Genomic DNA, 22,024 nt, shown 5'->3' on the forward strand with positions numbered 1-22,024 from the left:
GAGCGAGCCTGCTCGCGAAAGCGATGTATCAGTCGACGTATCCGCTACCTGACAAACCGTATTCGCGAGCAGGCTCGCTCCCACAAAAAATCACATCCGGAACACGCCGAAGCGGCTCGGTTCGATTGGCGCGTTCAACGACGCGGACAAGGCCAGGGCCAGCACATCGCGGGTCTGCGCCGGGTCGATGACGCCGTCGTCCCACAGCCGTGCGCTGGAATAGTAGGGGTGACCCTGTTCTTCGTATTGGTCGAGGATCGGTTGCTTGATCTCGGCTTCCTGCTCGGCACTAAACGTCTGGCCGCTGCGTTCAGCCTGTTCTCGCTTGACCTGCACCAGCACGCCAGCCGCCTGTTCGGCGCCCATCACGCCGATGCGCGCGTTCGGCCACATCCACAGGAAGCGCGGATCGTAAGCGCGTCCGCACATGCCGTAGTTACCGGCGCCGAAGCTGCCGCCGATGATCACGGTGAATTTCGGCACTTTCGCGCAAGCCACCGCCGTTACCAGTTTCGCGCCGTGCTTGGCGATGCCGCCGGCCTCGTATTTCTGACCGACCATAAAACCGGTGATGTTCTGCAGAAACAGCAGCGGAATGCCGCGCTGACAGGCCAGCTCAATGAAGTGCGCGCCTTTCTGCGCGGCTTCGGCGAAGAGGATGCCGTTGTTTGCCAGAATTGCGATCGGGTAACCGTGCAGGTGGGCGAAACCGCAGACCAGCGTGGTGCCGAACAGCGCCTTGAATTCATCGAACACCGAACCGTCGACCAGTCGCGCAATGACTTCGCGCACATCGAACGGTTGCTTGGCGTCGGCGGAAACGACTCCGTACAGCTCATCGCTGGCGTACAACGGTGCAATCGGCGCGCGTTGCTGCAGTTCACCGAGTTTGCGCCAGTTGAGGTTGGCGACGCTGCGGCGGGCGAGGGCGAGGGCGTGCTCGTCGCTCTCGGCGTAATGGTCGGCGACCCCGGAAATCTTGCAATGCACATCGGCACCGCCCAGATCTTCGGCGCTGACCACTTCACCGGTCGCGGCTTTCACCAGCGGCGGGCCGGCGAGGAAGATTGTCGCCTGATTGCGCACCATGATCGCTTCGTCGGCCATCGCCGGCACATAAGCGCCGCCAGCGGTGCAGGAGCCCATGACCACGGCGATTTGCGGAATGCCCATCGCGCTCATGTTGGCCTGGTTGAAGAAGATCCGCCCGAAGTGCTCGCGATCCGGGAACACTTCGTCCTGACGCGGCAGGTTGGCGCCGCCGGAGTCGACCAGATAGATGCACGGCAGACGATTCTGCTGCGCGATGGTTTGTGCGCGCAGGTGTTTTTTTACGGTCAGCGGATAGTACGAACCGCCCTTAACCGTCGCATCGTTGGCGACGATCATGCATTCGATGCCTTCGATCCGGCCGATCCCGGCGATCACACCGGCCGCCGGTACGTCTTCACCGTAAACGGCATGGGCGGCCAATTGGCTGATTTCCAGAAACGGCGAGCCCGGATCGAGCAAGCGGTTAATGCGCTCACGCGGCAGCAGTTTGCCCCGTGAAGTGTGACGCTCCTGAGCTTTCGCGCCACCACCCTGCGCCACTTGGGCGAGCAGGGTGTGCAGGGCGTCGACCTGTTTGAGCATCGCCGCGCTGTTGGCGGCAAACTCTGCCGAACGGGGATTGAGCTGAGTGTGCAGGGTAGCCATGGTCAGCTCCGTTTAGCGGGTTTCGTTGAACAGTTCACGACCGATCAGCATGCGACGGATCTCACTGGTGCCGGCGCCGATTTCGTACAGCTTGGCGTCACGCAGCAGACGACCCGCCGGGAATTCGTTGATGTAACCGTTACCGCCGAGAATCTGGATTGCGTCGAGGGCCATTTGCGTGGCGCGCTCGGCGGTATAGAGAATTACGCCGGCGGCGTCTTTACGGGTGGTTTCGCCACGCTCGCAAGCCTGGGCAACCGCATAGAGATAAGCGCGGCTGGCGTTGAGTTGGGTGTACATGTCGGCGACTTTGCCCTGGATCAGCTGGAACTCGCCGATGCTCTGGCCGAACTGTTTACGGTCGTGGATGTACGGCACGATCAGGTCCATGCACGACTGCATGATCCCGGTTGGGCCGCCGGAGAGCACGACGCGCTCGTAATCGAGGCCGCTCATCAGCACCTTCACGCCGCCGTTGAGCACGCCGAGGATGTTTTCCTCTGGCACTTCGACATCATCGAAGAACAGCTCGCAGGTGTTGGAGCCGCGCATGCCGAGCTTGTCGAATTTGTTGCTGCGGCTGAAGCCTTTCCAGTCGCGTTCGACGATGAATGCGGTGATGCCGTGTGGGCCTTTTTCCAGATCGGTCTTGGCGTAGATTACGTAGGTGTTGGCGTCTGGGCCGTTGGTGATCCAGGTTTTGCTGCCGTTGAGGACGAAGCGGTCACCGCGTTTGTCGGCGCGCAGTTTCATCGAGACCACGTCGGAACCGGCATTGGGTTCGCTCATCGCCAGCGCGCCGACGTGTTCGCCACTGATCAGCTTCGGCAGGTATTTGCATTTCTGTTCGTGGTTGCCGTTGCGGTTGATCTGGTTGACGCAGAGGTTGGAATGCGCGCCATAGGACAGTGCCACCGAAGCAGAGCCGCGACTGATTTCTTCCATCGCCACGACGTGCGCCAGGTAACCCAGACCAGCGCCGCCGTACTCTTCCGGCACGGTGATGCCGAGCAGGCCCATGTCGCCGAATTTGCGCCACATGTCGGCGGGGAACAGGTTGTCGCTGTCGATCTGCGCGGCGCGCGGAGCGATTTCCTTGGCGACAAAGGACTGAACCTGATCGCGCAGCATGTCGATGGTTTCACCGAGGGCAAAGTTCAGGGAGGGATAGCTCATGGGTCACCTTTTGGCTTTTTTGTAGGGTGGGGAGGGCGGTCACTCGGCTCTCACCTTTACGTTAACGTAAGCCTGTGACGAATGGCTGTCAATCACCCTTTACGTTAACGTCAACTTGAGCGAGAGTAGGGGCAGTTCAAGATTGAAACGGAGCAGGCCTTGTGGGAGCGAGCCTGCTCGCGAAAGCGTCAGATCAGTCAACATGGATGTTGAATCCGCTGGCCTCTTCGCGAGCAGGCTCGCTCCCACAGGGTTAAATCCGGCAAAACCCACTAATAAAGACAATAGGGGTCGTCATGGATCAACCCAGTGCAAACCCGCAGCGCAGCTACACCCGTGGTTCACAGGACAAAGCCTTGCTGGCGATGACCATCGGGCAGAAGTTCGATCACACGGTCGCGCAATACCCCGACGGTGAAGCGCTCGTCGTGCGCCATCAACAGCTGCGCTATTGCTGGCGACAACTGGCCGACGCGGTCGATCTGCACGCCAGAGCGCTACTGGCTCTGGGTTTGCAGGCTGGCGACCGTCTCGGTATCTGGGCGCCAAACTGCGCGCAGTGGTGCATCACTCAATTCGCCACGGCGAAAATCGGCGTGATCCTGGTCAACGTCAACCCGGCCTACCGCAGTTCCGAACTCGAATACGTGCTCAAGCAATCCGGCTGCCAGTGGCTGGTCTGCGCCGGGGCGTTCAAGTCCTCCAACTACCACGGCATGTTGCAAGGGTTAGTGCCAGAACTGGCTGAACAATCCATTGGCCAGTTGCGCAGTGAACGGTTGCCTGAGTTGCGCGGTGTGATCAGCCTCGATCCGCAACCGCCGTCAGGTTTCCTGCCGTGGTCACAATTGACCGACATGGCGGCCAGCATTACCCCAGAACAACTCAGCGTACGCAGCGACAGCCTGCACTTCGATCAACCGGTGAACATCCAGTACACCTCCGGGACCACCGGTTTTCCCAAGGGCGCGACCCTTAGCCACTACAACATCCTCAACAACGGTTACATGGTCGGCGAAAGCATCGGCCTGACCCCGCGTGATCGTCTGGTGATCCCGGTGCCGCTGTACCACTGCTTCGGCATGGTCATGGGCAACCTCGGTTGCATCACCCACGGCAGCACGATGATTTACCCCAACGACGCGTTCGATCCATTGCTGACCCTGCAAACCGTCGCCGAAGAAAAAGCCACTGGCCTCTACGGCGTACCCACCATGTTCATCGCCATGCTCGACCAGCCACAACGCGCAGAATTTGATCTGTCGAGTTTGCGCACCGGGATCATGGCCGGCGCCACGTGCCCGATCGAAGTGATGCGCCGGGTCATCAGCGAGATGCACATGAGCGAAGTGCAGATCGCGTACGGCATGACCGAAACCAGTCCGGTGTCGCTGCAGACCGGGCCGAACGATGAACTGGAGTTGCGCGTGACCACCGTCGGCCGCACGCAGCCGCAACTGGAAAGCAAGATCATCGACGAGGCCGGCAACCTCGTGCCGCGCGGCACCATCGGCGAACTGTGTACCCGTGGTTACAGCGTGATGCTCGGTTACTGGAACAACCCGCAAGCCACCGCTGAAGCCATCGATGAGGCTGGCTGGATGCACACCGGTGACCTGGCGAGCATGAACGAGGAGGGTTACGTCAACATCGCCGGGCGTAACAAGGACATGATCATTCGTGGCGGCGAAAACATTTATCCGCGTGAGCTCGAAGAGTTTTTCTTCACCCATCCGGCGGTGGCGGACGTGCAGGTGATCGGTATTCCGTGTTCGCGTTATGGCGAGGAGATTGTTGCCTGGATCAAATTCCACCCCGGCCACAACGCTTCGGAGCTGGAGCTGCAAACCTGGTGCAAGGAGCGCATCGCGCACTTCAAGACGCCTCGGCACTTCAAATTCGTCGAAGAGTTTCCGATGACGGTTACGGGCAAGATTCAGAAATTCAGGATGCGGGAAATAAGCATCGAAGAACTGAAAGCTATCGAGCGGTAACCGCACCCCCTGTGGGAGCGAGCTTGCTCGCGAAGGCGTCAGGTCAGCCAATATCTTTTTTGATGACACACCGCATTCGCGAGCAAGCTCGCTCCCACAGGGGGGATCAGCGGTGATGGAAAGAGGAATCACAGAAAGCACAAAGGGGAGCCGAGGCTCCCCTTTAATTTTGTCGTCGCGTGCTCTTTTTTATTATTGAGGGTCGGTCTGTTGTTGTTTTTGGCAACCGTGGCCCTTTACCGCTGTTTTTGGCGACCCCCATCCGGGGTCAAGAGCAAACGTATTTTTTTGAGCGCTGATCTACTTTCTCGCTAAGCGATCCAACCGATTCGGGAGCTACCTGAAGGTAGTTTTATTGTTCTCTGCCCGGTTGCGGGTCACTCCTGAGAGCACCCTGAAAAGCACACCTTCTCCAAAAAAATCTGTTAGCTGCGTCTCTGCCGTGTTGTTTTTGTTATGTCAGAGTCGGTACGTCTTATTTTTATTGGTTTGCTGCTTTTTATTCTTGTTATGCCATAGAGATAGCAGAAGCCGTGCCAACTTTCAAAAAGCCATATAAATCAATGATTTAAAAATTTCGGCGAATTTTCACTCCGACAAACCCAGACAATTTGTTTCCGTGTTACTCGCTTAAAGCCACATTGCCGACACAGCGGTAACACCTTTGCCCCTCACTGTGCGCTGCGCGCCTTGGCCACGCGCGAGCCGGTCGGGCGACCGAGCACCGCGCTGATCTGCTGACCCGCGGCAATCAAGGCGTCCAGGTCGATGCCGGTCTCGATTCCCAGGCCGTTGAGCAGGTACACCACGTCTTCGGTCGCAACGTTACCGCTCGCGCCTTTCGCGTAGGGACAGCCGCCGAGGCCCGCAATAGAGCTGTCGAACACTGAAATACCTTCGAGCAGGCTGGCGTAGATGTTGGTCATGGCCTGGCCGTAGGTGTCGTGGAAATGCCCGGCGAGTTTGTCCCGTGGCACGTGTGCCGACACCACTTCGAACAAGCGGCGAGTCGCGCCCGCGGTGCCGGTGCCAATGGTGTCGCCCAGCGAAACCTCGTAGCAGCCCATCGCGTACAGCTCGCGCGCGACAATCGCCACTTGCTCCGGCGCGACCGTGCCTTCGTACGGGCAACCGAGCACACAGGACACGTAACCGCGCACGGTAACGCCATGTTGCTTCGCCGCTTCCATGATCGGCGCAAAGCGCGCCAGGCTTTCGCTTATCGAGCAGTTGATGTTGCGCTGTGAGAAGTCCTCGGACGCGGCGGCGAACACCGCGACTTCCTTGACCCCGGCGGCAATCGCATCTTCAAAGCCGCGCAGGTTCGGCGCCAGTGCGCCGTAGGTGACGCCGGGCTTGCGCTGGATCTGCGCGAACACTTCGGCGGACCCGGCCATTTGTGGCACCCACTTGGGCGAAACGAAGCTGCCGACTTCTATATAGCCAAGGCCCGCGGCGCTGAGGGCGTCGACCAGTTGCACCTTGTCGGCCACGCTGATCGGTTGGGCTTCGTTCTGCAGGCCATCGCGTGGGCCGACTTCGATCAGGCGTACTTGGGAGGGGAGGGACATGGGCTGACCTGCTCTTTTGAATTCGTGGAGAACCCTGTGGGAGCGAGCTTGCTCGCGAAAGCGGTGTATCAGTCGACAAACATTTGAATGTCAGACCGTATTCGCGAGCAAGCTCGCTCCCACAGGGAATGGGGTTGTTACTGAACGGCCTGCTGACTCTTGAGCGTCTGCTCCAGCGCCTGCACGCAGCGCTCTTCGGCGGTATCGAGTTCAAGCTTCATCTGTTCGATGTCCAGCAACTGCTGCTCCAACTGCTCGCGGCGTTCGCTGATTTTCGCCAGCATGCTGTTGAGCTGTTTGGTGTTACCGCTGGACGGGTCGTAGAGCTCGATCAGTTCGCGGCATTCGGCCAGCGAAAAACCGATGCGCTTGCCGCGCAGGATCAGCTTCAGGCTGACCTTGTCGCGCGGTGAATAGATGCGTTCCTGGCCACGGCGCTCAGGACTGAGCAGGCCTTGTTCTTCATAAAAGCGGATAGCCCGGGTGGTGATGTCCAGCTCGCGGGCGAGGTCGGAGATGCTGTAAGTCTGGCTGCTCATGGAAGCGCTCGGAAAAAGGTCTTGGCGCTAAGCTAATGGCAGGTTGACGTTTACGTCAAGCAGGATGAATTGTTGTTGTCAGTGCTGGCCTCTTCGCGAGCAAGCTCGCTCCCACATGGTTCTGTGAACACCACAACTCCAATGTGGGAGCGAGCCTGCTCGCGAAGAACGATAACGCGGTAAAAAGTCTTACACCTTATCGAGCTTCTTCTCCTGCGCCGTCACCTGCTGGCACAACTCGATCATCTGCTCACGCATCCAGCGATTCGCCGGATCCTGATCGGTGCTTTCATGCCAATACAAATGCGTCTCCACCGGCGGCACATCATTCACCGGCAGATTGAACGCTTGCAGTTCATGCCGACGGGCAAAACGCTCCGGCACGGTCATGACCATGTCGGTCTGCTGCATCACCTGCGATGCCATCAAATAATGCTGCGAACGCAGGGCAATCTTGCGCTGAATGCCCATTTTGCCCAGCGCCAGATCGACATAGCCCAGGCCACTGCGACGGCTGGAGATATGGATATGCGTCAGCGACAAATAATCATCCAGCGAGAGCTTTTCCTTGCCCGCCATCGGATGGCCCTTGCGCATCGCGCACACGTAACGGTCTTCCATCAGTTTGACGTGACGCACCTGCGGGTCGGTGTTGAGCGGCGCATCCACAGCAAAATCCAGCCGTCCGGCGGCCAATTCCTTGGTGGTCTCGCGACGTTTGGACAGAAAGCTTTCGATAATGACGGTCGGCGCCAGGCGGCGCAGGCGCTGGAACAGCGGCGGCAGAATCACTGCCTCGGTGAGGTCGGTCATGCTGATGCGATAGGTCTTGACCGCTTGCGCCGGGTTGAAAATGCGGCTTTCCTGAACCGACACACGCAGTAACGACAGCGCGTTACGCACCGGGCCGATGATGTTCTGTGCCATGGGCGTCGGCACCATGCCCTGAGCCGTGCGCACGAACAGCGGATCGTTGAAGGTCTCGCGCAACCGCGCCAAGGCGTTGGACACCGCCGGCTGGGTGATGCCGACAATCTGCCCGGCGCGGGTCAGGTTGGCTTCGGTGTAAATCGCGTCGAAGACGATGAAAAGGTTGAGGTCGACCTTACTCAGATTCATAACGCGGCTTCTCTTGTTTTAAGGGCGGTGTTTTAGGGGCTGGCAATCAGCCGATCATATATCGGTGATGAATGTTTATACACGCCGAGAATAGGCTAGGTAAATTATCAACGCTGTTCTAGCATCGATTGCATGACTTAAACAACCTCTGCCAGAGAAGGTAATTGCTCATGGATTTCGCTTATTCGCCCAAGGTGCAAGAACTGCGTGAGCGCGTAACCGCGTTCATGGACACTTACGTTTACCCGGCCGAAGCCGTGTTTGAACGCCAGGTTGCCGAAGGCGATCGCTGGCAGCCGACGGCGATCATGGAAGAGCTCAAAGCCCGCGCCAAAGCCGAAGGTCTGTGGAATCTGTTCCTGCCGGAATCGGAACTCGGTGCCGGCCTGAGCAACCTCGAATACGCACCACTGGCGGAAATCATGGGCCGCTCGCTGCTCGGGCCTGAGCCGTTCAACTGCTCGGCGCCGGACACCGGCAACATGGAAGTGCTGGTGCGTTACGCCAATGAAGAACAAAAGCAGCGCTGGCTCGAACCACTGCTGCGCGGTGAAATCCGCTCGGCATTCGCCATGACCGAACCGGATGTGGCCTCGTCTGACGCCACCAACATGGCCGCCCGCGCCGTGCGTGATGGTGACGAGTGGGTGATCAACGGCAAAAAGTGGTGGACCTCCGGCGCCTGCGATCCGCGCTGCAAAATCCTGATATTCATGGGCCTGAGCAATCCCGATGCACCACGCCACGCCCAGCACTCGATGATCCTAGTGCCGGTCGATACCCCGGGCGTGAAAATCGTCCGTCCGTTGCCGGTATTCGGTTACGACGATGCACCACACGGCCACGCCGAAGTACTGTTCGACAATGTGCGCGTACCGTACGAGAACGTTTTGCTCGGTGAAGGTCGCGGTTTCGAAATCGCACAGGGTCGTCTTGGCCCAGGCCGCATTCACCACTGCATGCGTTCGATCGGCATGGCCGAGCGTGCCCTGGAATTGATGTGCAAACGTTCGGTGAGCCGCACTGCATTCGGTAAGCCGCTGGCACGACTGGGCGGTAACGTCGACAAGATCGCCGACTCGCGGATGGAAATCGACATGGCGCGTCTGCTGACGTTGAAAGCGGCGTACATGATGGACACCGTCGGTAACAAAGTGGCGAAGAGCGAGATTGCGCAGATCAAAGTGGTTGCGCCGAACGTGGCGCTGCGGGTGATCGACCGGGCGATCCAGATGCATGGCGGGGCCGGGGTGTCGAACGATTTCCCGCTGGCTTACATGTATGCCATGCAACGCACCCTGCGTTTGGCCGACGGCCCGGACGAAGTGCACCGCGCGGCGATCGGCAAGTTCGAAATCGGCAAATATGTGCCGAAGGAAATGCTGCGTAGCAGTCATTAAGACCGCGTCGCCTGCTTCGCGAGCAAGCTCGCTCCCACATGGGATCGCATTCTTCCAATTGGAATGCGGTTAAATGTGGGAGCGAGCCTGCTCGCGAAGGGGTCTGAACATTCAGTCCATAACCATCAGGTTCAATACACCCAAACCTCAACCCGCCGATTCTTGATCCTGCCCTCATCCGCATTGTTCGCCGCCACTGGCATCAACGCACCAAAGCCGCGAACCTCGCGCAACACCACGCCGTTCTTCACCAGTTCCCGGCGCACCGCCATCGCCCGCAGCTTCGACAACAGATCGGCCCGCGCCGGGTCGTCCTTGAGATCACCAAAACCCACCAGCGTCACTGCGCGCTCGGTCTTGTCATGGCGCTTTATATAGTCGAACACCCGCGCCAGATCCTGACGCGCCTTGTTATCCAGCGTCGCGCTGCCTTCTTCAAAGCGGAAATTCACCGTCAGACGCTGGGCGTGACGGCTGAGCGATTGATAGCCCTCAGGCATCAGCGCATTCGGCGCCACAGTCATGGCGTGAACGGTCTGGCTGATAAAACCATTGGCCGCCACAATCGCCTGGCCCTGACGACTTTGCGCAAACGCCACCAACGCCTTCGCCCACGGATTGTCGCTGGCGGGTGGCAGATAAAAGAACAACCGCCGGGACAGCGGGTAGTCCTCAGTGGCGATCAGACTGTTGAGCGGCAACATCGATTGCGACGCGCCATCGGCAATCGCCACGGCTTTGGCCTGACGCACGTAAGGCAAACCGATGAAGCCGATGCCCTGCGGGTCCGTGCTGACGGCGTCGGACAATTGCTCGCTGGACTCAAACCTTTTCGCGTTGCTGCTCAGACTTTTCCCACGCCGGCTAAGGACCAGTTCTTTAAACGTGTCGTAGGTGCCGGACTGATCATCCCGCGCATATAAATGAATCGCACCGCCACGCCCGCCGAGGTCCTCCCAGGTTTTCACCTCGCCACTGAAAATCCGCGCCAGTTGCTCGGTGTCCAGTTGTTGGAGGGGATTATCGGGATGAAGGATGATCGCCAAGCCATCGATGGCGATGACTTGTTCGGCGGTGGGGCTTTTCAGGTCACCGAGTGATTGCAAGGTCTGCAACTCACTGTCCTTGATCTCGCGAGAGGACGCGGCCAGATCGGCGCTGGCGTTTTTCAACGCGGTGAAACCGGTGCTGGAACCGTGCGCGGCGACTTCGACGACCACGCGTTTGCCTTCGTGGGTCTGGCCGACGATGCGCAATTCGTTGGCCGTGTCCGGGGTTTCGCGGTGGATTTTCAGCAGACCCTGTTCTTGCAACAGGCCTTCAACCAGTGCCGGGCCGAGTTCGGCGCCGATGGTGTTGGAGCCTTGAATGCGCAGCGCCGGGCCGTTTTCAGGAAGGGGCAGGGCAGCGGCCGAAACCGTCAGCCACGCACTCAAGAGAAACACGCACAGAACACGCAGGGTCATGCCGGCACCGAATCAAGCCAAGGGGATTGCCGGGGAGATTAAGTCAGAAAAGTTACTTGCAGATGACAGCGATCTAAGTGTGGGAGCGAGCCTGCTCGCGAAAGCGGTGTGTCAGTCACAAAAATGTCTCTGATACACCGCTTTCGCGAGCAGGCTCGCTCCCACAGGGGGGGCAGGATTCGAAGATCAGGCCAGTTCAAGCCAGATCGGCGCATGATCGGAAGGCTTTTCCATTCCGCGCAATTCATAATCCACACCGGCAGCCTTCACCCGTGGCAACAAACCCTGCGACGCCAGAATCACGTCAATGCGCAGGCCACGCTTCGGCTCATCTTCAAAGCCTCGGCTGCGATAGTCGAACCAACTGAACATGTCCGTCACATCCGGGTTCAAGTGGCGATAACTGTCAGTCAGGCCCCAGTTCTTCAGGCGTGCCATCCACTCGCGTTCTTCCGGCAGGAAGCTGCATTTGCCGGTTTTCAGCCAGCGCTTCATGTTGTCCGGGCCGATGCCGATGTCGCAGTCTTCCGGGGAAATGTTCACATCGCCCATTACCACCAACGGCTGTTCGTTGTGGAACTGGCTTTCCAGCAGTGCTTGCAGATCGCTGTAAAAACGCTGCTTGGCGGGGAATTTGGTCGGGTGGTCGCGGCTTTCACCCTGAGGGAAATAGCCGTTCATGATCGTCACCGGCACGCCATTGGCGTCGGCGAAGGTGCCCCAGATAAAGCGGCGCTGGGCGTCTTCTTCATCGGTGGCGAAACCTTTGTGGATCGCAATCGGTTCCTGACGCGAGAGCATCGCCACGCCGTAATGGCCTTTCTGGCCGTGGAAGTACACGTGATAGCCGAGGGCGCGGACTTCTTCCAGCGGGAACTGGTCGTCGTGGACCTTGGTTTCCTGCAGGCCGATGACGTCCGGCTGGTGTTTTTCGATCAGCGCTGCCAGCTGATGCGGACGGGCGCGCAGTCCGTTGATGTTGAAGGAAACGATCTTCATGGTCGGCAGTCCTGGCAAAAGGGCGATGCTAGCTGACAGGGGGGAAATGGGCCAGTGTGGGAGAAATCATTTTGGCCTGTGGGACATGTGTTGCCTGGACCGGCCTCTTCGCGAGCAAGCTCGCTCCCACAGGGGAACGCATTCCAAAATGTGGGAGCGAGCTTGCTCGCGAAGGCGTCCGCCCAGTCGATGAAGATCTCGACTTGGTCTATACCTGTGGGGAACCACGCCACCCGTAAAAGGTTCGTACCAACAAGAGCGCCGCCATTTGAACGCGCCCCGGGGAGAATCACCGTCATGCCTGAAACCCAGACCGCCATCGCCGACATTCATATGCTCGACCGCGGCTATTCCCGCGAAGCCCGCTCGCTGCTTTATCAGGCTTATCGCCACGAGCCGACATTCGGCTACCTGTTCGAAGCCGAGCGCCCAGGCTACGAGCAACGCGTGCGGGCGACGGTGCGCGAACTGGTCAAGCAACACTTCCTGCAGGATCTGCCGGCCATCGGCCTGCTGGTCAACGATCGCCTGATCGGCATCGCCCTGATCGCGCCGCCGCAACGCCGTTTGGGCATCACCGAAAGTTGGGCGTGGCGCCTGCGCATGGTGCTCAGCACCGGTTTCCGCTGCACCCGCCGCTATCTCGAATACCACGACGCGGTCGCGGCCTGCGTGCCCAGTGATTCCGTGCATATGCTGCCGCTGCTGGGGATTCACCCGCAATTTCAGGGCAAACACTTCGGCGAACAACTGCTGACGGCCGTACACAACTGGTGCGCCGTCGACGAAACTTCGCAAGGCGTGGTGCTCGACACCGGTAACCCGCGCTATCTGGAATTCTATAAAAGGCAGGGTTACGAAGAGATCGGCGAAGTTGCCGTCGGCCCGGTGCGTGAACACGTATTTTTCCACGCCAATCCGCAGGTGTTACAAACTGCAACAGCGTGACAATGAAACTTCTTGGGAAATTTCCTGTTCTATCACGCTCCCAAGCCCGTGATAGCATCCGCGCCTATGAAGTTTCCAGGAAGATTTACCAGTGGCGTGCTCATGCTGTTAACCAGCTGCGCGGCGCTGGCGCAAAGTGAATTGGATGTGCGGATCAAACCGTCCAACGATGAACTCAAGGCCAATATAGAAGGCTATATCGGCAGTCTCGGCGACCGTGACGAAGAAGCCCTGCAGCGCTTCAGTCGCGGTGCCGAAGAGCAGGCGCGCAAGGCAGCCCAGGCGTTGGGCTATTACCAGCCGCAGATTGAAAGTGACGTCAAGGGTGGCGACAAGCCGCGCCTGGTGTTGAACATCGATCCCGGCGAGCCGATTCGCCTGCGCAACGTCACCATTCGTGTCGACGGCCCGGCTGCCTCCCTCAAATCCTTTCGTGTACCGAAAAGTGACGTGCTCAAGTCCGGCGCGGTGCTCAACCATGGCCGTTACGAAGACGCCAAAAGACTTATTCAGAATCAGGCCTCGCGCTTCGGCTTCTTCAGTGGCCATTTCACCAGCCAAAAACTGTTGGTCGACCCGCGCGCGGGTGTGGCCGACGTCGAATTGATCTACGACAGCGGCCCGCGTTATGCGCTGGGCAAAGTCAAATTCGAAGGCGACACGCCGTTCGACGAAGACTTGCTGCAACGCATGGTGCCGTTCAAGGAAGGCGAGCCGTACGACTCCGAGCTGATCGCCGAACTCAATCGCGATCTGCAATCGAGCGGTTATTTCGAAGGCGTGCGCGTCGATGCCGCACCGACCGCGGCGAAAAACGATGTCATCCCGGTCGACGTCAAACTCGACACGCGCAAACCACGGACCATGGGCCTGGGCCTCGGTTATTCGACCGACGTCGGCCCGCGCATCAAGGCCAACTGGACGCGCCACTGGGTCAACCCGCAGGGCGACAGCTATGGCTGGGAAGCCGAACTGTCAGCGCCACGACAAAACGTCGGGCTGTTCTACGACATCCCGCTCGACCCACCACTGACCGACAAATTGCGTTGGGCCGGCGGCTATCAATTCGAAGACATCGACGGTTCCGACACGCTCAGCAAACTGCTGACCTTCGGCCCGGAATGGCACAGCAAATTGCCCAGCGGCTGGCAGCGGGTGATCTCGTTGAAATGGCAGCGTGAAGAATATGAACTCGGCGATGACTCCGGCCTGAGCACGTTGCTGATGCCCGGCATCAGCTACTCGTACCTGAAAAGCGACAACCGCATCGACCCGCACAACGGCTATCGCCTGAGCTTCGAAAGCAAATTGGCGAAGGAAGGCCTCGGCTCGGACAACAACCTTTTATATGGCACCGCGCTGGTCAAAGGCCTGACCACGGTATTCGACAAACACCGCTTCCTCGGTCGCGTCCAGGTCGGCGGCAGCGCCACCAACGGCTACAACTCGGTGCCACCGTCACTGCGTTTCTTCGCCGGTGGCGATCAGAGTGTGCGCGGTTACGACTATCAGAGCCTGTCGCCGAAAAACTCCGACGGTGACCGGATCGGCGGGCGTTACATGGTCGCCGGCAGCGTCGAATATCAATACTCGATCGCCGAGAAATGGCGCGTGGCGACCTTCGTCGACCAAGGCAACTCTTTCAACAAACTCGAACTGCCGAACCTCAAGACCGGGGTCGGTATTGGCGTGCGCTGGGTTTCACCGGTGGGGCCGATCCGCCTCGACCTGGCCCACGCACTCGACGACGATGGCGGCATCCGGCTGCACTTTTCCATGGGGCCTGAGCTGTGAAGCGTGGTTTGAAAATAACGGCACTGACGCTGTTGGCGCTGGTGTTGTTGATTGTATTGAGTGTCACTGCCGTGCTCGGTACGGCGGCCGGCAGCCGCTGGGTGCTGGGCCTCGTGCCGGGCCTCAGCGTCGAGAATTTCCAGGGTCGCCTCGGCGGGCAATGGAGCGCCGATCATCTGCTGTGGCAACAGGACAGCAGCCGCGTCGAACTGAACAAGGCGATTTTCGCCTGGTCGCCGCTGTGCCTGACGCGCATGACCTTGTGCATCGAGCAACTCAAAGCTGATCAGGTCATCCTGCAATTCCCGCCGAGTGCAGAAACCACCGACAGCGGTCCGATCAAACTGCCGGATCTGCAATTGCCGGTGGCTATCGAGTTGGGCGACGTGCAGGTCGGCAGCCTGTTGTTCAACGGCAGCGAGCAACTCAAGGGCTTGCAACTGGCGGCGCACTGGACCGCCCAGGGCATGCAGATTGAAAGCATCAAATTGCAGCGCGACGACCTCAGCCTGAACCTGTCCGGAACACTCGCGCCGACCGGCAACTGGCCGCTGAACATCGCCGGTGACCTGACATTGCCTTCGCCGGGCACGGGGCCTTGGACACTGGCGTTGAAGATCGACGGCGACCTGTTGAAAACCCTCAACCTGCACGCCGACAGCCGGGGTTACCTCGACGGCCAGTTGAGCGGCGAGCTGCAACCGCTGGCGGAAAACCTGCCGGCCAAGGTGCGCATCACTTCCGAGGCGTTCAAAGCGAGCGCCGATCTGCCGGACACCCTGCAACTCAATCAACTGGTGTTGACCGGCGAAGGCGACCTGAAAAACGGTTACCAACTCAACGGCAACGCCACGCTGCCCGCCGACAAAGGCCCGGTGGCGCTGCTGCTCAAAGGCAAAGTCGACGCCAGCGGCGCGCAGATTGCCGGCCTCGACCTGACGGCCAACGACAAGCAAAGCCTGAAGTTCACTGGCAGCGTCGATTGGAGCAAAGGCCTCAGCGCGCAAGCCAATATCAACTGGCAGGATTTCCCGTGGCATCGGCTCTATAACGAAATCGACGAGCCACAAGTCGCTTTGCGTAGCTTCACTGGCGAAGTCTCCTACACCGACGGGCAATACCTCGGTAACTTCGACGCCGCACTGGATGGTCCGGCCGGGGCGTTTACCCTGAGCAGTCCGTTCAGCGGCAGCCTTAAACAGATCGCCTTGCCGCAATTGAAAATGCAAGCCGGGCAGGGCAAGGCTGAAGGTCACGTCAACGTACAGTTCGCCGACGGCATTGCCTGGGACACCGCGCTGGATTTGTCGGCGCTGAACCCGGCGTACTGGGTCGCCGAGTTGCCGGGCACCCTCGCAGGGCCGCTGAAAAGCCAAGGCGAAATGAAGAACGAACGCCTGAGCCTCACCGCTGACCTCGACTTGAAGGGCAAACTGCGCGGGCAACCGGCGATCCTCCAGGCCAAGGCTGACGGCGCTGGCGAACAATGGAATCTGAATGCCCTGCAAATCCGCCTCGGCGACAACAGCATCAGCGGCAAGGGCAGTCTGCAACAGAAACTTACCGGGCAGATCGACATCAAGCTGTCGCGTCTGGCCCAGCTCTGGCCGCAGCTGCGCGGGCAGGTCAACGGTCAGGTCAATGTGGCCGGTACGCTGAAGGCGCCACAAGGCAAACTCGACCTGCAAGGTTCGCAACTGGCGTTCCAGGACAACCGCCTGCAAAGCCTCAACCTCGACGCCACCCTCGACAGTGCGCAGCGGGCGAAAATCAATCTGAAAGGCGCCGGCATTCAGGCCGGTGACACCTCGCTGGGCACGCTGACCGTCAGCGCTCAGGGCGACCTCAAGAGCCAGAAACTCGACCTCGACCTGATCGGGCCGCAACTTAAACTGGCCCTCGGTCTGGACGGCAATCTGGATAAAGGCAACTGGCGCGGACGCTTGGCCAGCGGCGATATTCAGGCTGGTGGCCAGGACTGGAAATTGCAGAATCCGGTCAAACTCGAACGTCTGGCTGACGGCAAAATCAACTTCGGCGCGCATTGCTGGTTATCCGGCGATGCCAGCCTGTGCGGTGAAGATCAACGGCTGATGCCGGAGCCGAAACTGCGCTACCACCTCAAGCAGTTCCCGATCGAAAGTCTCGCGCAATGGTTGCCGAAAGATTTTGCCTGGAAGGGCAAGCTCAACGCCGATCTGCAACTTGACCTGCCGGCCAGCGGCCCGAACGGCGTGGTCAGCATTGACGCCAGCGGCGGCACCTTGCGCATGAAGGAAAAGGATCAGTGGCTGGACTTCCCGTACCAGACCCTGAAACTCACCAGCAAACTGACGCCGAAACGCGTCGATACCGAACTGAATTTCGTCGGCGGCAAACTCGGCGAATTGATGGTGCAAGCGCAGCTCAATCCGCTGCCGAAAAACAAACCGCTGAGCGGCTCGTTCCGGCTCTCCGGGCTGGACCTTTCGGTGGCGCGGCCGTTTGTGCCGATGGTCGAAAAACTCACCGGGCGCCTGAACGGCAGCGGGACGATTTCCGGCGGACTGCTGGCGCCGCTGGTCAACGGCACCGTGCAGCTCAGCGACGGCGAAGTGTCCGGCGCCGAGTTGCCGATGGAGTTGCAGAACCTGCAACTCACCGCCCTGATTGCCGGCGAATCGGTACGCCTCGACGGCGGCTGGAAAAGTGGCAAGAGCGGGCAGGGCAGCCTTAACGGCAACATCGCCTGGGGTCAGGCGCTGGTGGTCGATCTGGCGTTGAAAGGCACGCAATTGCCGGTCACCGTCGAGCCGTACGCGAAACTTGAAGTGGCGCCGGACCTGAAGATTTCCATGGCTGGCGACGAGCTGAAAATCGCCGGCAAAGTGCTGGTGCCCAAAGGCGAAATCACCGTGCGTGAATTGCCACCCTCAACGGTGAAAGTCTCCGATGACACGATCATCGTCGGCGCGCAGACCGAAGAGGGCAAACCACCGCTGGCGATGAAAATGGACATCGACGTGGTGGTCGGTGAAGACAAACTGGCCTTCGCCGGTTTTGGTCTGACCGCCAACGTGCAGGGCCATGTGCACATCGGCGACAACATGGACACCCGTGGCGAACTGTGGCTCAACGACGGCCGTTACAGTGCCTACGGTCAGCGCCTACAAGTGCGCCGTGCGCGGCTGTTGTTTGCAGGCCCCCTCGATCAGCCGTATCTGGACATCGAAGCGATTCGCCAGACCGACGACGTGATCGCCGGTATTCGCCTGAGCGGCAGCGCCGAGCAGCCGACCACGCAGATCTTCTCCGAGCCGGCGATGAGTCAGGAGCAGGCGCTGTCCTATCTGGTGCTCGGGCGTCCGCTGAGCACCAATGGCGAAGACAACAACATGCTCGCGCAAGCGGCGTTGGGGTTGGGCTTGATGGGCAGTTCCGGGGTCACCAGCGGTTTGGCCAAGGATCTGGGGATTCAGGACTTCCAGCTCGACACTGCAGGCAGCGGCGATGCCACCAGCGTGGTGGCCAGCGGCAATATTACCGAGAAGCTCAGTTTGCGTTATGGCGTCGGCGTGTTTGAACCGGCCAGCACCATTGCGCTGCGCTACAAGCTGAGCAAGAAGGTGTATGTCGAGGCTGCGAGTGGCGTCGCGAGTTCGCTGGATATCTTCTACAAACGCGACTTCTGACGCGCGTTTCCCCCGGCCGGGTCGCGTCGTTGCGATCCGGCTTTTGCAGAATGCATTAGACTCAGCGCAACTTGAAAGCTGCGCGGTTGGCGGCTGCCCGAAAACAACAGAGACGCCTATGGTCCGCTTGAGTATGGTCTTGCTTGGTCACGACTTTGTCCGCAAGCGTTGGTCCGCGCTGGCGCTGACGGGCGTTGTCTGGGGCGCGGCCGGTGTGGGCATCTTCATTGATGCGCTGGACGGTGTGTTGTATTTCCCGTTGCATCTTTTCGGCTATCTGTTGTTGCTCGAAGCCCTGATTCTGCTGCTGGTGCCGGCACCGCAAACCGGCACCGCTGCGGCCCTGCGCAAAGCGCGAGGTCTGGCTTTTCTCTTGCTGGGACTGCTGATCGTCGACCGGCAACATGCTGCCGGGCTGATTCTGGCGGTGCTGTTTGGCGGGGCTTTCATCATTGACGGGGTCTTTCGGCTGGCGGCTGCGGTGGTGGTGCGCTTTGTCGGTTGGCAGGTGTCGCTGCTGGCGGGGTTGTTCGAAATCGGCTTTGGCGTGTTTATCCTTGAGCCGTATCCGACGCTGTATAAGGGCACGGTGCCGTTCTGCATCGGCATGAGCCTGTTTCTCACCGGTTGCGCCTTGTTGCGGCAAGCGGTGCGCTTCAAACACCAGCCGCCGCTGACAAGCCCTTTGTCAGTCAGTGCGCCGGCCAGCAGCGGCGCATTGGTGATTCACGTCTGGACCCCCAGCGGCACCGTTGATGACACTTTGGTGCGCAATCGCCTGCTCAACCGCTACATCGCAGCCGTCGACGTCAACGGCGTGATCTCCGCCGGCCATGCGGCGCTGGAATGTGGCCCGGACATTTACATCAGCCATTACCCGCAGGATGACATCGATCGTTCAGCGGGGGATTTCGTGCGCTTGCTGCGGGCGACGCCGAACAACGATGTCGCCGGCAGGTTTCTGCCCGACTATGCGGGCGAGGTGGCGGACTGGTGTCCGTCTTCGGTGCAGGTCAGTTTTGCCCACTACGACGCCCGGCGCCTGCATGCGTTCTGGACGGAGTATCGGCAGAACAGCACGTACAACCTGACCAGCCGCAATTGTTCCAGTGCTGTCGCTCATAGCCTCGAAGCGGCTTTGGAAGGGGCGATGAACCGGGGGCACTCGAGCATGCTGGATTTTGCCCGAGTCATTTTCAGCCCCGAGTTCTGGGTTGCCGCGCAAGTGCGCAAGCGCGCCGAGGTGATGGCCTGGACGCCCGGGCTGGTGCTCGACTATGCGCGAGCGTTGCATGCTGCCATCGAGCCGGCACCGCCGGGTTGGCACAGCATTTATGCGGTGAGCAAGCGTGCCTTTGGGTATGTGGCGACAGCCTTGCGCGGGCGTGAGGTGCATCCGGTGCAGCCGCCACCTGCGCAGCCTTCCGACGAATCCTGATCAATCCTGTACCGAGTCGCGGCCTTCGCGAGCAGGCTCGCTCCCACAGGTTTTGTGTCGTTGCCAATATTGTTTGGCTGACGCATGACCCTGTGGGAGCGAGCTTGCTCGCGAAAGCGTCAGCGCGGGCGCCACAAAAACCCAGCCCATTGGTCAACTAATTACCAAGCCTCCTAACTATTCCATTGACATTCGCTGCCTAGGCAGTAACATCTCGACATACATTCACTGCCTAGGCAGTTATTAGGTGAGCAAATGAAGCATTTCACCCCGGACGAATTCAAACACTGCCATCTCGGCCTGTTGCTTGGCCGTGCTGCGCTGCTCAAGGACCGGATCATCGACACCCACATGGAACCCCACGGCATCACCGCCGCGCAGTTCAAGGTGTTGATCATCATGGCCCAGTACGGCGTCGATACTCCGGCCGAACTGTGCCGGCACCTGTCGCTGGACAGCGGTTCGATGACGCGCATGCTTGATCGTCTGGAGCAGAAAGACTTCCTGGCACGCCACCGCAGCGAAGGCGATCGCCGCCAGGTGCAACTCAAGTTGACCGAGCAAGGCCAGCAACTGGCCGATCGCCTGCCGCACATCGGCGCCGACGCGATGAATGAACTGGCGGGCGCCGTCACCCCGGACGAGTTGAAGACCCTGGAATACATCCTCAAGAAAATTCTGCTGGCAGCCGGTGACCCGATCACTATCCAGCGCTTAGGTGAACACAATGAGCGGTAAAACCTTGCGCAGCAGCCTGACGCTGGTGCTGTCGGCGATGATCCTCGCCGGTTGCGCCAACTACAGCGGCCTCGACACCCATGGCCAGAACCTTGACGCGAAAAGCCTGAAAGTCGGCCAATCGCTCAACGGCGTAACCCTGTCGCCAGCCGCCTGGCCGAAAAGCGACTGGTGGACCAGCCTTGGCGATCCGCAACTCGACGGCTTGATCCGCGAAGCCCTGCACGACAGCCCGGACATGCAAATCGCTGAAGCGCGCGCCCATCAGGCCAGCGCCGCGGCTTATGCCGCCGATGCCGCACGCTATCCGACCCTCGACGCCAGCGCCGGCATCAGCCGTTCGCGTCTGGCCAAGGATCAGGATCCGTTGGGGCAGGGCGATGCCTACGCCACCGTGCGTAACGTCAGCGCCGGTTTCAATTACAACTTCGACCTGTGGGGCGGCCAGCGCGATGCCTGGGAAGCCGCACTCGGTCAGGCCCGCGCCGCTGAAGTCGATCGTCAGGCCGCGCAGTTGACGCTGGCCGCCGATGTTGCGCGTGCCTACAGCGATCTCGGTCAGGCCCATATCGTTTATGACCTGGCCAACGACGACCTCAAGCGCACCAAGCAAATGCTCGACCTGAGCCAGCGTCGCCTGAGTTCCGGCATCGATAGCCAGTACCAGTTCCAGCAAACACAAAGCCTTGAAGCCAGCTCCGAAGCCAGCCTGATCGATGCGGAAAAACGCCTGAACAGCGCCAAGATTGCCTTGGCTGTATTGCTCGGCAAAGGCCCGGATCGCGGCAACGAAATTGCCCGGCCAAAAGTGCTGCAAGCCAGCGCTGTTGCCGTGCCGTCGGTATTGCCGGCAGAGCTGCTCGGTCGGCGCCCGGATCTGGTCGCCGCGCGCTGGCGCGTCGAGGCAGCGAGCAAAGACATCGACGCGGCGAAAACCCAGTTCTATCCCAACTTGAACCTCACGGCCTCGGCCGGTGCCGAATCTTTGTTGGGTGACGCGATGTTCGGTTCGGCCAGTCGCTTCTTCAACATTGCCCCGACCATTTCGGTGCCGATCTTCGACGGCGGACGCCTGCGCGCCAACCTCGATGCGCGCGACGCCGATTACGATCTGGCGGTGGCGCAGTACAACAAAAGCCTGGTGAAAGCACTGGGCGTTGTCAGCGACACGATCAACCAGTTGCGTGACATCGGCCGGCAGATCGGTGCCCAGCAACACGCCACCGACATCGCTCAGGATTCTTACAACACCGTCGTCCAGCGTTACGGTTCCGGCATCGGCAACTACCTGGACGTGCTCAGCATCGAGCAGCAATTGCTGCAGGCCCAGCGTCAACTGGCCACCCTCAATGCCGAGCAGATCGACCTGTCGATTCAACTGATGCAAGCGCTGGGCGGCGGCTTCCAGGGCGAAACCCTGACCGCAGCCAACGCCAGCCCAGCCACGCCGCACAACTAATTCAAGGTAATTGT

The 22,024-nt window shown here is 60.0% G+C and carries 15 protein-coding genes; 8 read left to right on the forward strand and 7 right to left on the reverse strand.

Going from position 1 to position 22,024, the window contains the following annotated elements; translation table 11 throughout:
* Positions 1 to 90 precede the first annotated feature (90 nt).
* Both A8O26_RS09350 and A8O26_RS09355 read right to left on the reverse strand, forming a co-directional pair.
* Positions 91 to 1,698: a carboxyl transferase domain-containing protein gene (locus A8O26_RS09350; RefSeq protein WP_064117752.1), complete on the reverse strand. Its 1,608-nt coding sequence runs from the start codon at positions 1,696 to 1,698 to the stop codon at positions 91 to 93.
* Positions 1,699 to 1,710: 12 nt separating this feature from the next.
* Positions 1,711 to 2,874, reverse strand: coding sequence for an isovaleryl-CoA dehydrogenase (locus A8O26_RS09355; RefSeq protein WP_064117753.1), 1,164 nt, complete (start codon positions 2,872 to 2,874; stop codon positions 1,711 to 1,713).
* Between the two features lie 296 nt (positions 2,875 to 3,170).
* Here A8O26_RS09355 and A8O26_RS09360 point away from each other — a divergent pair, with 296 nt between their 5' ends.
* Positions 3,171 to 4,868 (forward strand): AMP-binding protein, encoded by a 1,698-nt coding sequence (locus tag A8O26_RS09360; RefSeq protein ID WP_064117754.1) that lies wholly within the window; start codon positions 3,171 to 3,173, stop codon positions 4,866 to 4,868.
* A 671-nt stretch (positions 4,869 to 5,539) separates the two neighbouring features.
* On the opposite strand, the gene A8O26_RS09365 is transcribed toward A8O26_RS09360, so the two are convergent.
* From A8O26_RS09365 to A8O26_RS09375, 3 genes are all read right to left on the reverse strand, one after another.
* Positions 5,540 to 6,439: a hydroxymethylglutaryl-CoA lyase gene (locus A8O26_RS09365; RefSeq protein WP_064117755.1), complete on the reverse strand. Its 900-nt coding sequence runs from the start codon at positions 6,437 to 6,439 to the stop codon at positions 5,540 to 5,542.
* Positions 6,440 to 6,576: 137 nt separating this feature from the next.
* The gene (locus tag A8O26_RS09370; protein ID WP_064117756.1) at positions 6,577 to 6,978 is read right to left on the reverse strand and encodes a MerR family transcriptional regulator; all 402 of its coding nucleotides are present in this window, start codon (positions 6,976 to 6,978) and stop codon (positions 6,577 to 6,579) included.
* Between the two features lie 189 nt (positions 6,979 to 7,167).
* Positions 7,168 to 8,097 carry a LysR family transcriptional regulator gene (locus tag A8O26_RS09375; protein WP_016986544.1) on the reverse strand — a complete coding sequence of 310 codons (930 nt, stop codon included), beginning with the start codon at positions 8,095 to 8,097 and terminating at the stop codon, positions 7,168 to 7,170.
* A gap of 170 nt (positions 8,098 to 8,267) precedes the next feature.
* On the opposite strand from A8O26_RS09375, the gene A8O26_RS09380 reads away from it, so the two are divergent.
* Positions 8,268 to 9,497, forward strand: a complete 1,230-nt coding sequence (locus A8O26_RS09380; RefSeq protein WP_064117757.1) for an acyl-CoA dehydrogenase — start codon at positions 8,268 to 8,270, stop codon at positions 9,495 to 9,497.
* 131 nt (positions 9,498 to 9,628) lie between these two features.
* Here the strand turns inward: A8O26_RS09380 and A8O26_RS09385 are convergent, their stop codons facing one another.
* Entirely contained in the window at positions 9,629 to 10,963 is a 1,335-nt protein-coding gene (locus A8O26_RS09385) for a substrate-binding domain-containing protein (protein ID WP_064117758.1), read from the reverse strand.
* 186 nt (positions 10,964 to 11,149) lie between these two features.
* Positions 11,150 to 11,962: an exodeoxyribonuclease III gene (gene xthA / locus A8O26_RS09390; RefSeq protein WP_064117759.1), complete on the reverse strand. Its 813-nt coding sequence runs from the start codon at positions 11,960 to 11,962 to the stop codon at positions 11,150 to 11,152.
* A 297-nt stretch (positions 11,963 to 12,259) separates the two neighbouring features.
* On the opposite strand from xthA, the gene A8O26_RS09395 reads away from it, so the two are divergent.
* The 6 genes from A8O26_RS09395 (at position 12,260) to A8O26_RS09420 (ending at position 22,010) form a co-directional block, all read left to right on the forward strand.
* Positions 12,260 to 12,910: a GNAT family N-acetyltransferase gene (locus tag A8O26_RS09395; RefSeq protein ID WP_007912451.1), complete on the forward strand. Its 651-nt coding sequence runs from the start codon at positions 12,260 to 12,262 to the stop codon at positions 12,908 to 12,910.
* Between the two features lie 66 nt (positions 12,911 to 12,976).
* Positions 12,977 to 14,704: an autotransporter assembly complex protein TamA gene (locus A8O26_RS09400; RefSeq protein ID WP_064117760.1), complete on the forward strand. Its 1,728-nt coding sequence runs from the start codon at positions 12,977 to 12,979 to the stop codon at positions 14,702 to 14,704.
* Complete coding sequence (locus tag A8O26_RS09405; protein WP_064117761.1) at positions 14,701 to 18,375, forward strand: translocation/assembly module TamB domain-containing protein; 3,675 nt, start codon at positions 14,701 to 14,703, stop codon at positions 18,373 to 18,375. Before A8O26_RS09400 ends, A8O26_RS09405 begins: the two co-directional genes overlap by 4 nt.
* A 118-nt stretch (positions 18,376 to 18,493) precedes the next feature.
* Positions 18,494 to 19,813 carry a DUF308 domain-containing protein gene (locus A8O26_RS09410; RefSeq protein WP_064117762.1) on the forward strand — a complete coding sequence of 440 codons (1,320 nt, stop codon included), beginning with the start codon at positions 18,494 to 18,496 and terminating at the stop codon, positions 19,811 to 19,813.
* 255 nt (positions 19,814 to 20,068) lie between these two features.
* On the forward strand, positions 20,069 to 20,551 hold the full coding sequence (locus A8O26_RS09415) for a MarR family winged helix-turn-helix transcriptional regulator (RefSeq protein WP_064117763.1): 483 nt from the start codon (positions 20,069 to 20,071) through the stop codon (positions 20,549 to 20,551).
* Positions 20,541 to 22,010 carry an efflux transporter outer membrane subunit gene (locus A8O26_RS09420; RefSeq protein ID WP_064117764.1) on the forward strand — a complete coding sequence of 490 codons (1,470 nt, stop codon included), beginning with the start codon at positions 20,541 to 20,543 and terminating at the stop codon, positions 22,008 to 22,010. The genes A8O26_RS09415 and A8O26_RS09420 overlap by 11 nt, the downstream gene beginning before the upstream one ends.
* Positions 22,011 to 22,024: the final 14 nt, after the last annotated feature.

The organism is Pseudomonas fluorescens, from assembly GCF_001648775.1.
Taxonomy (GTDB): domain Bacteria; phylum Pseudomonadota; class Gammaproteobacteria; order Pseudomonadales; family Pseudomonadaceae; genus Aquipseudomonas; species Aquipseudomonas fluorescens_M.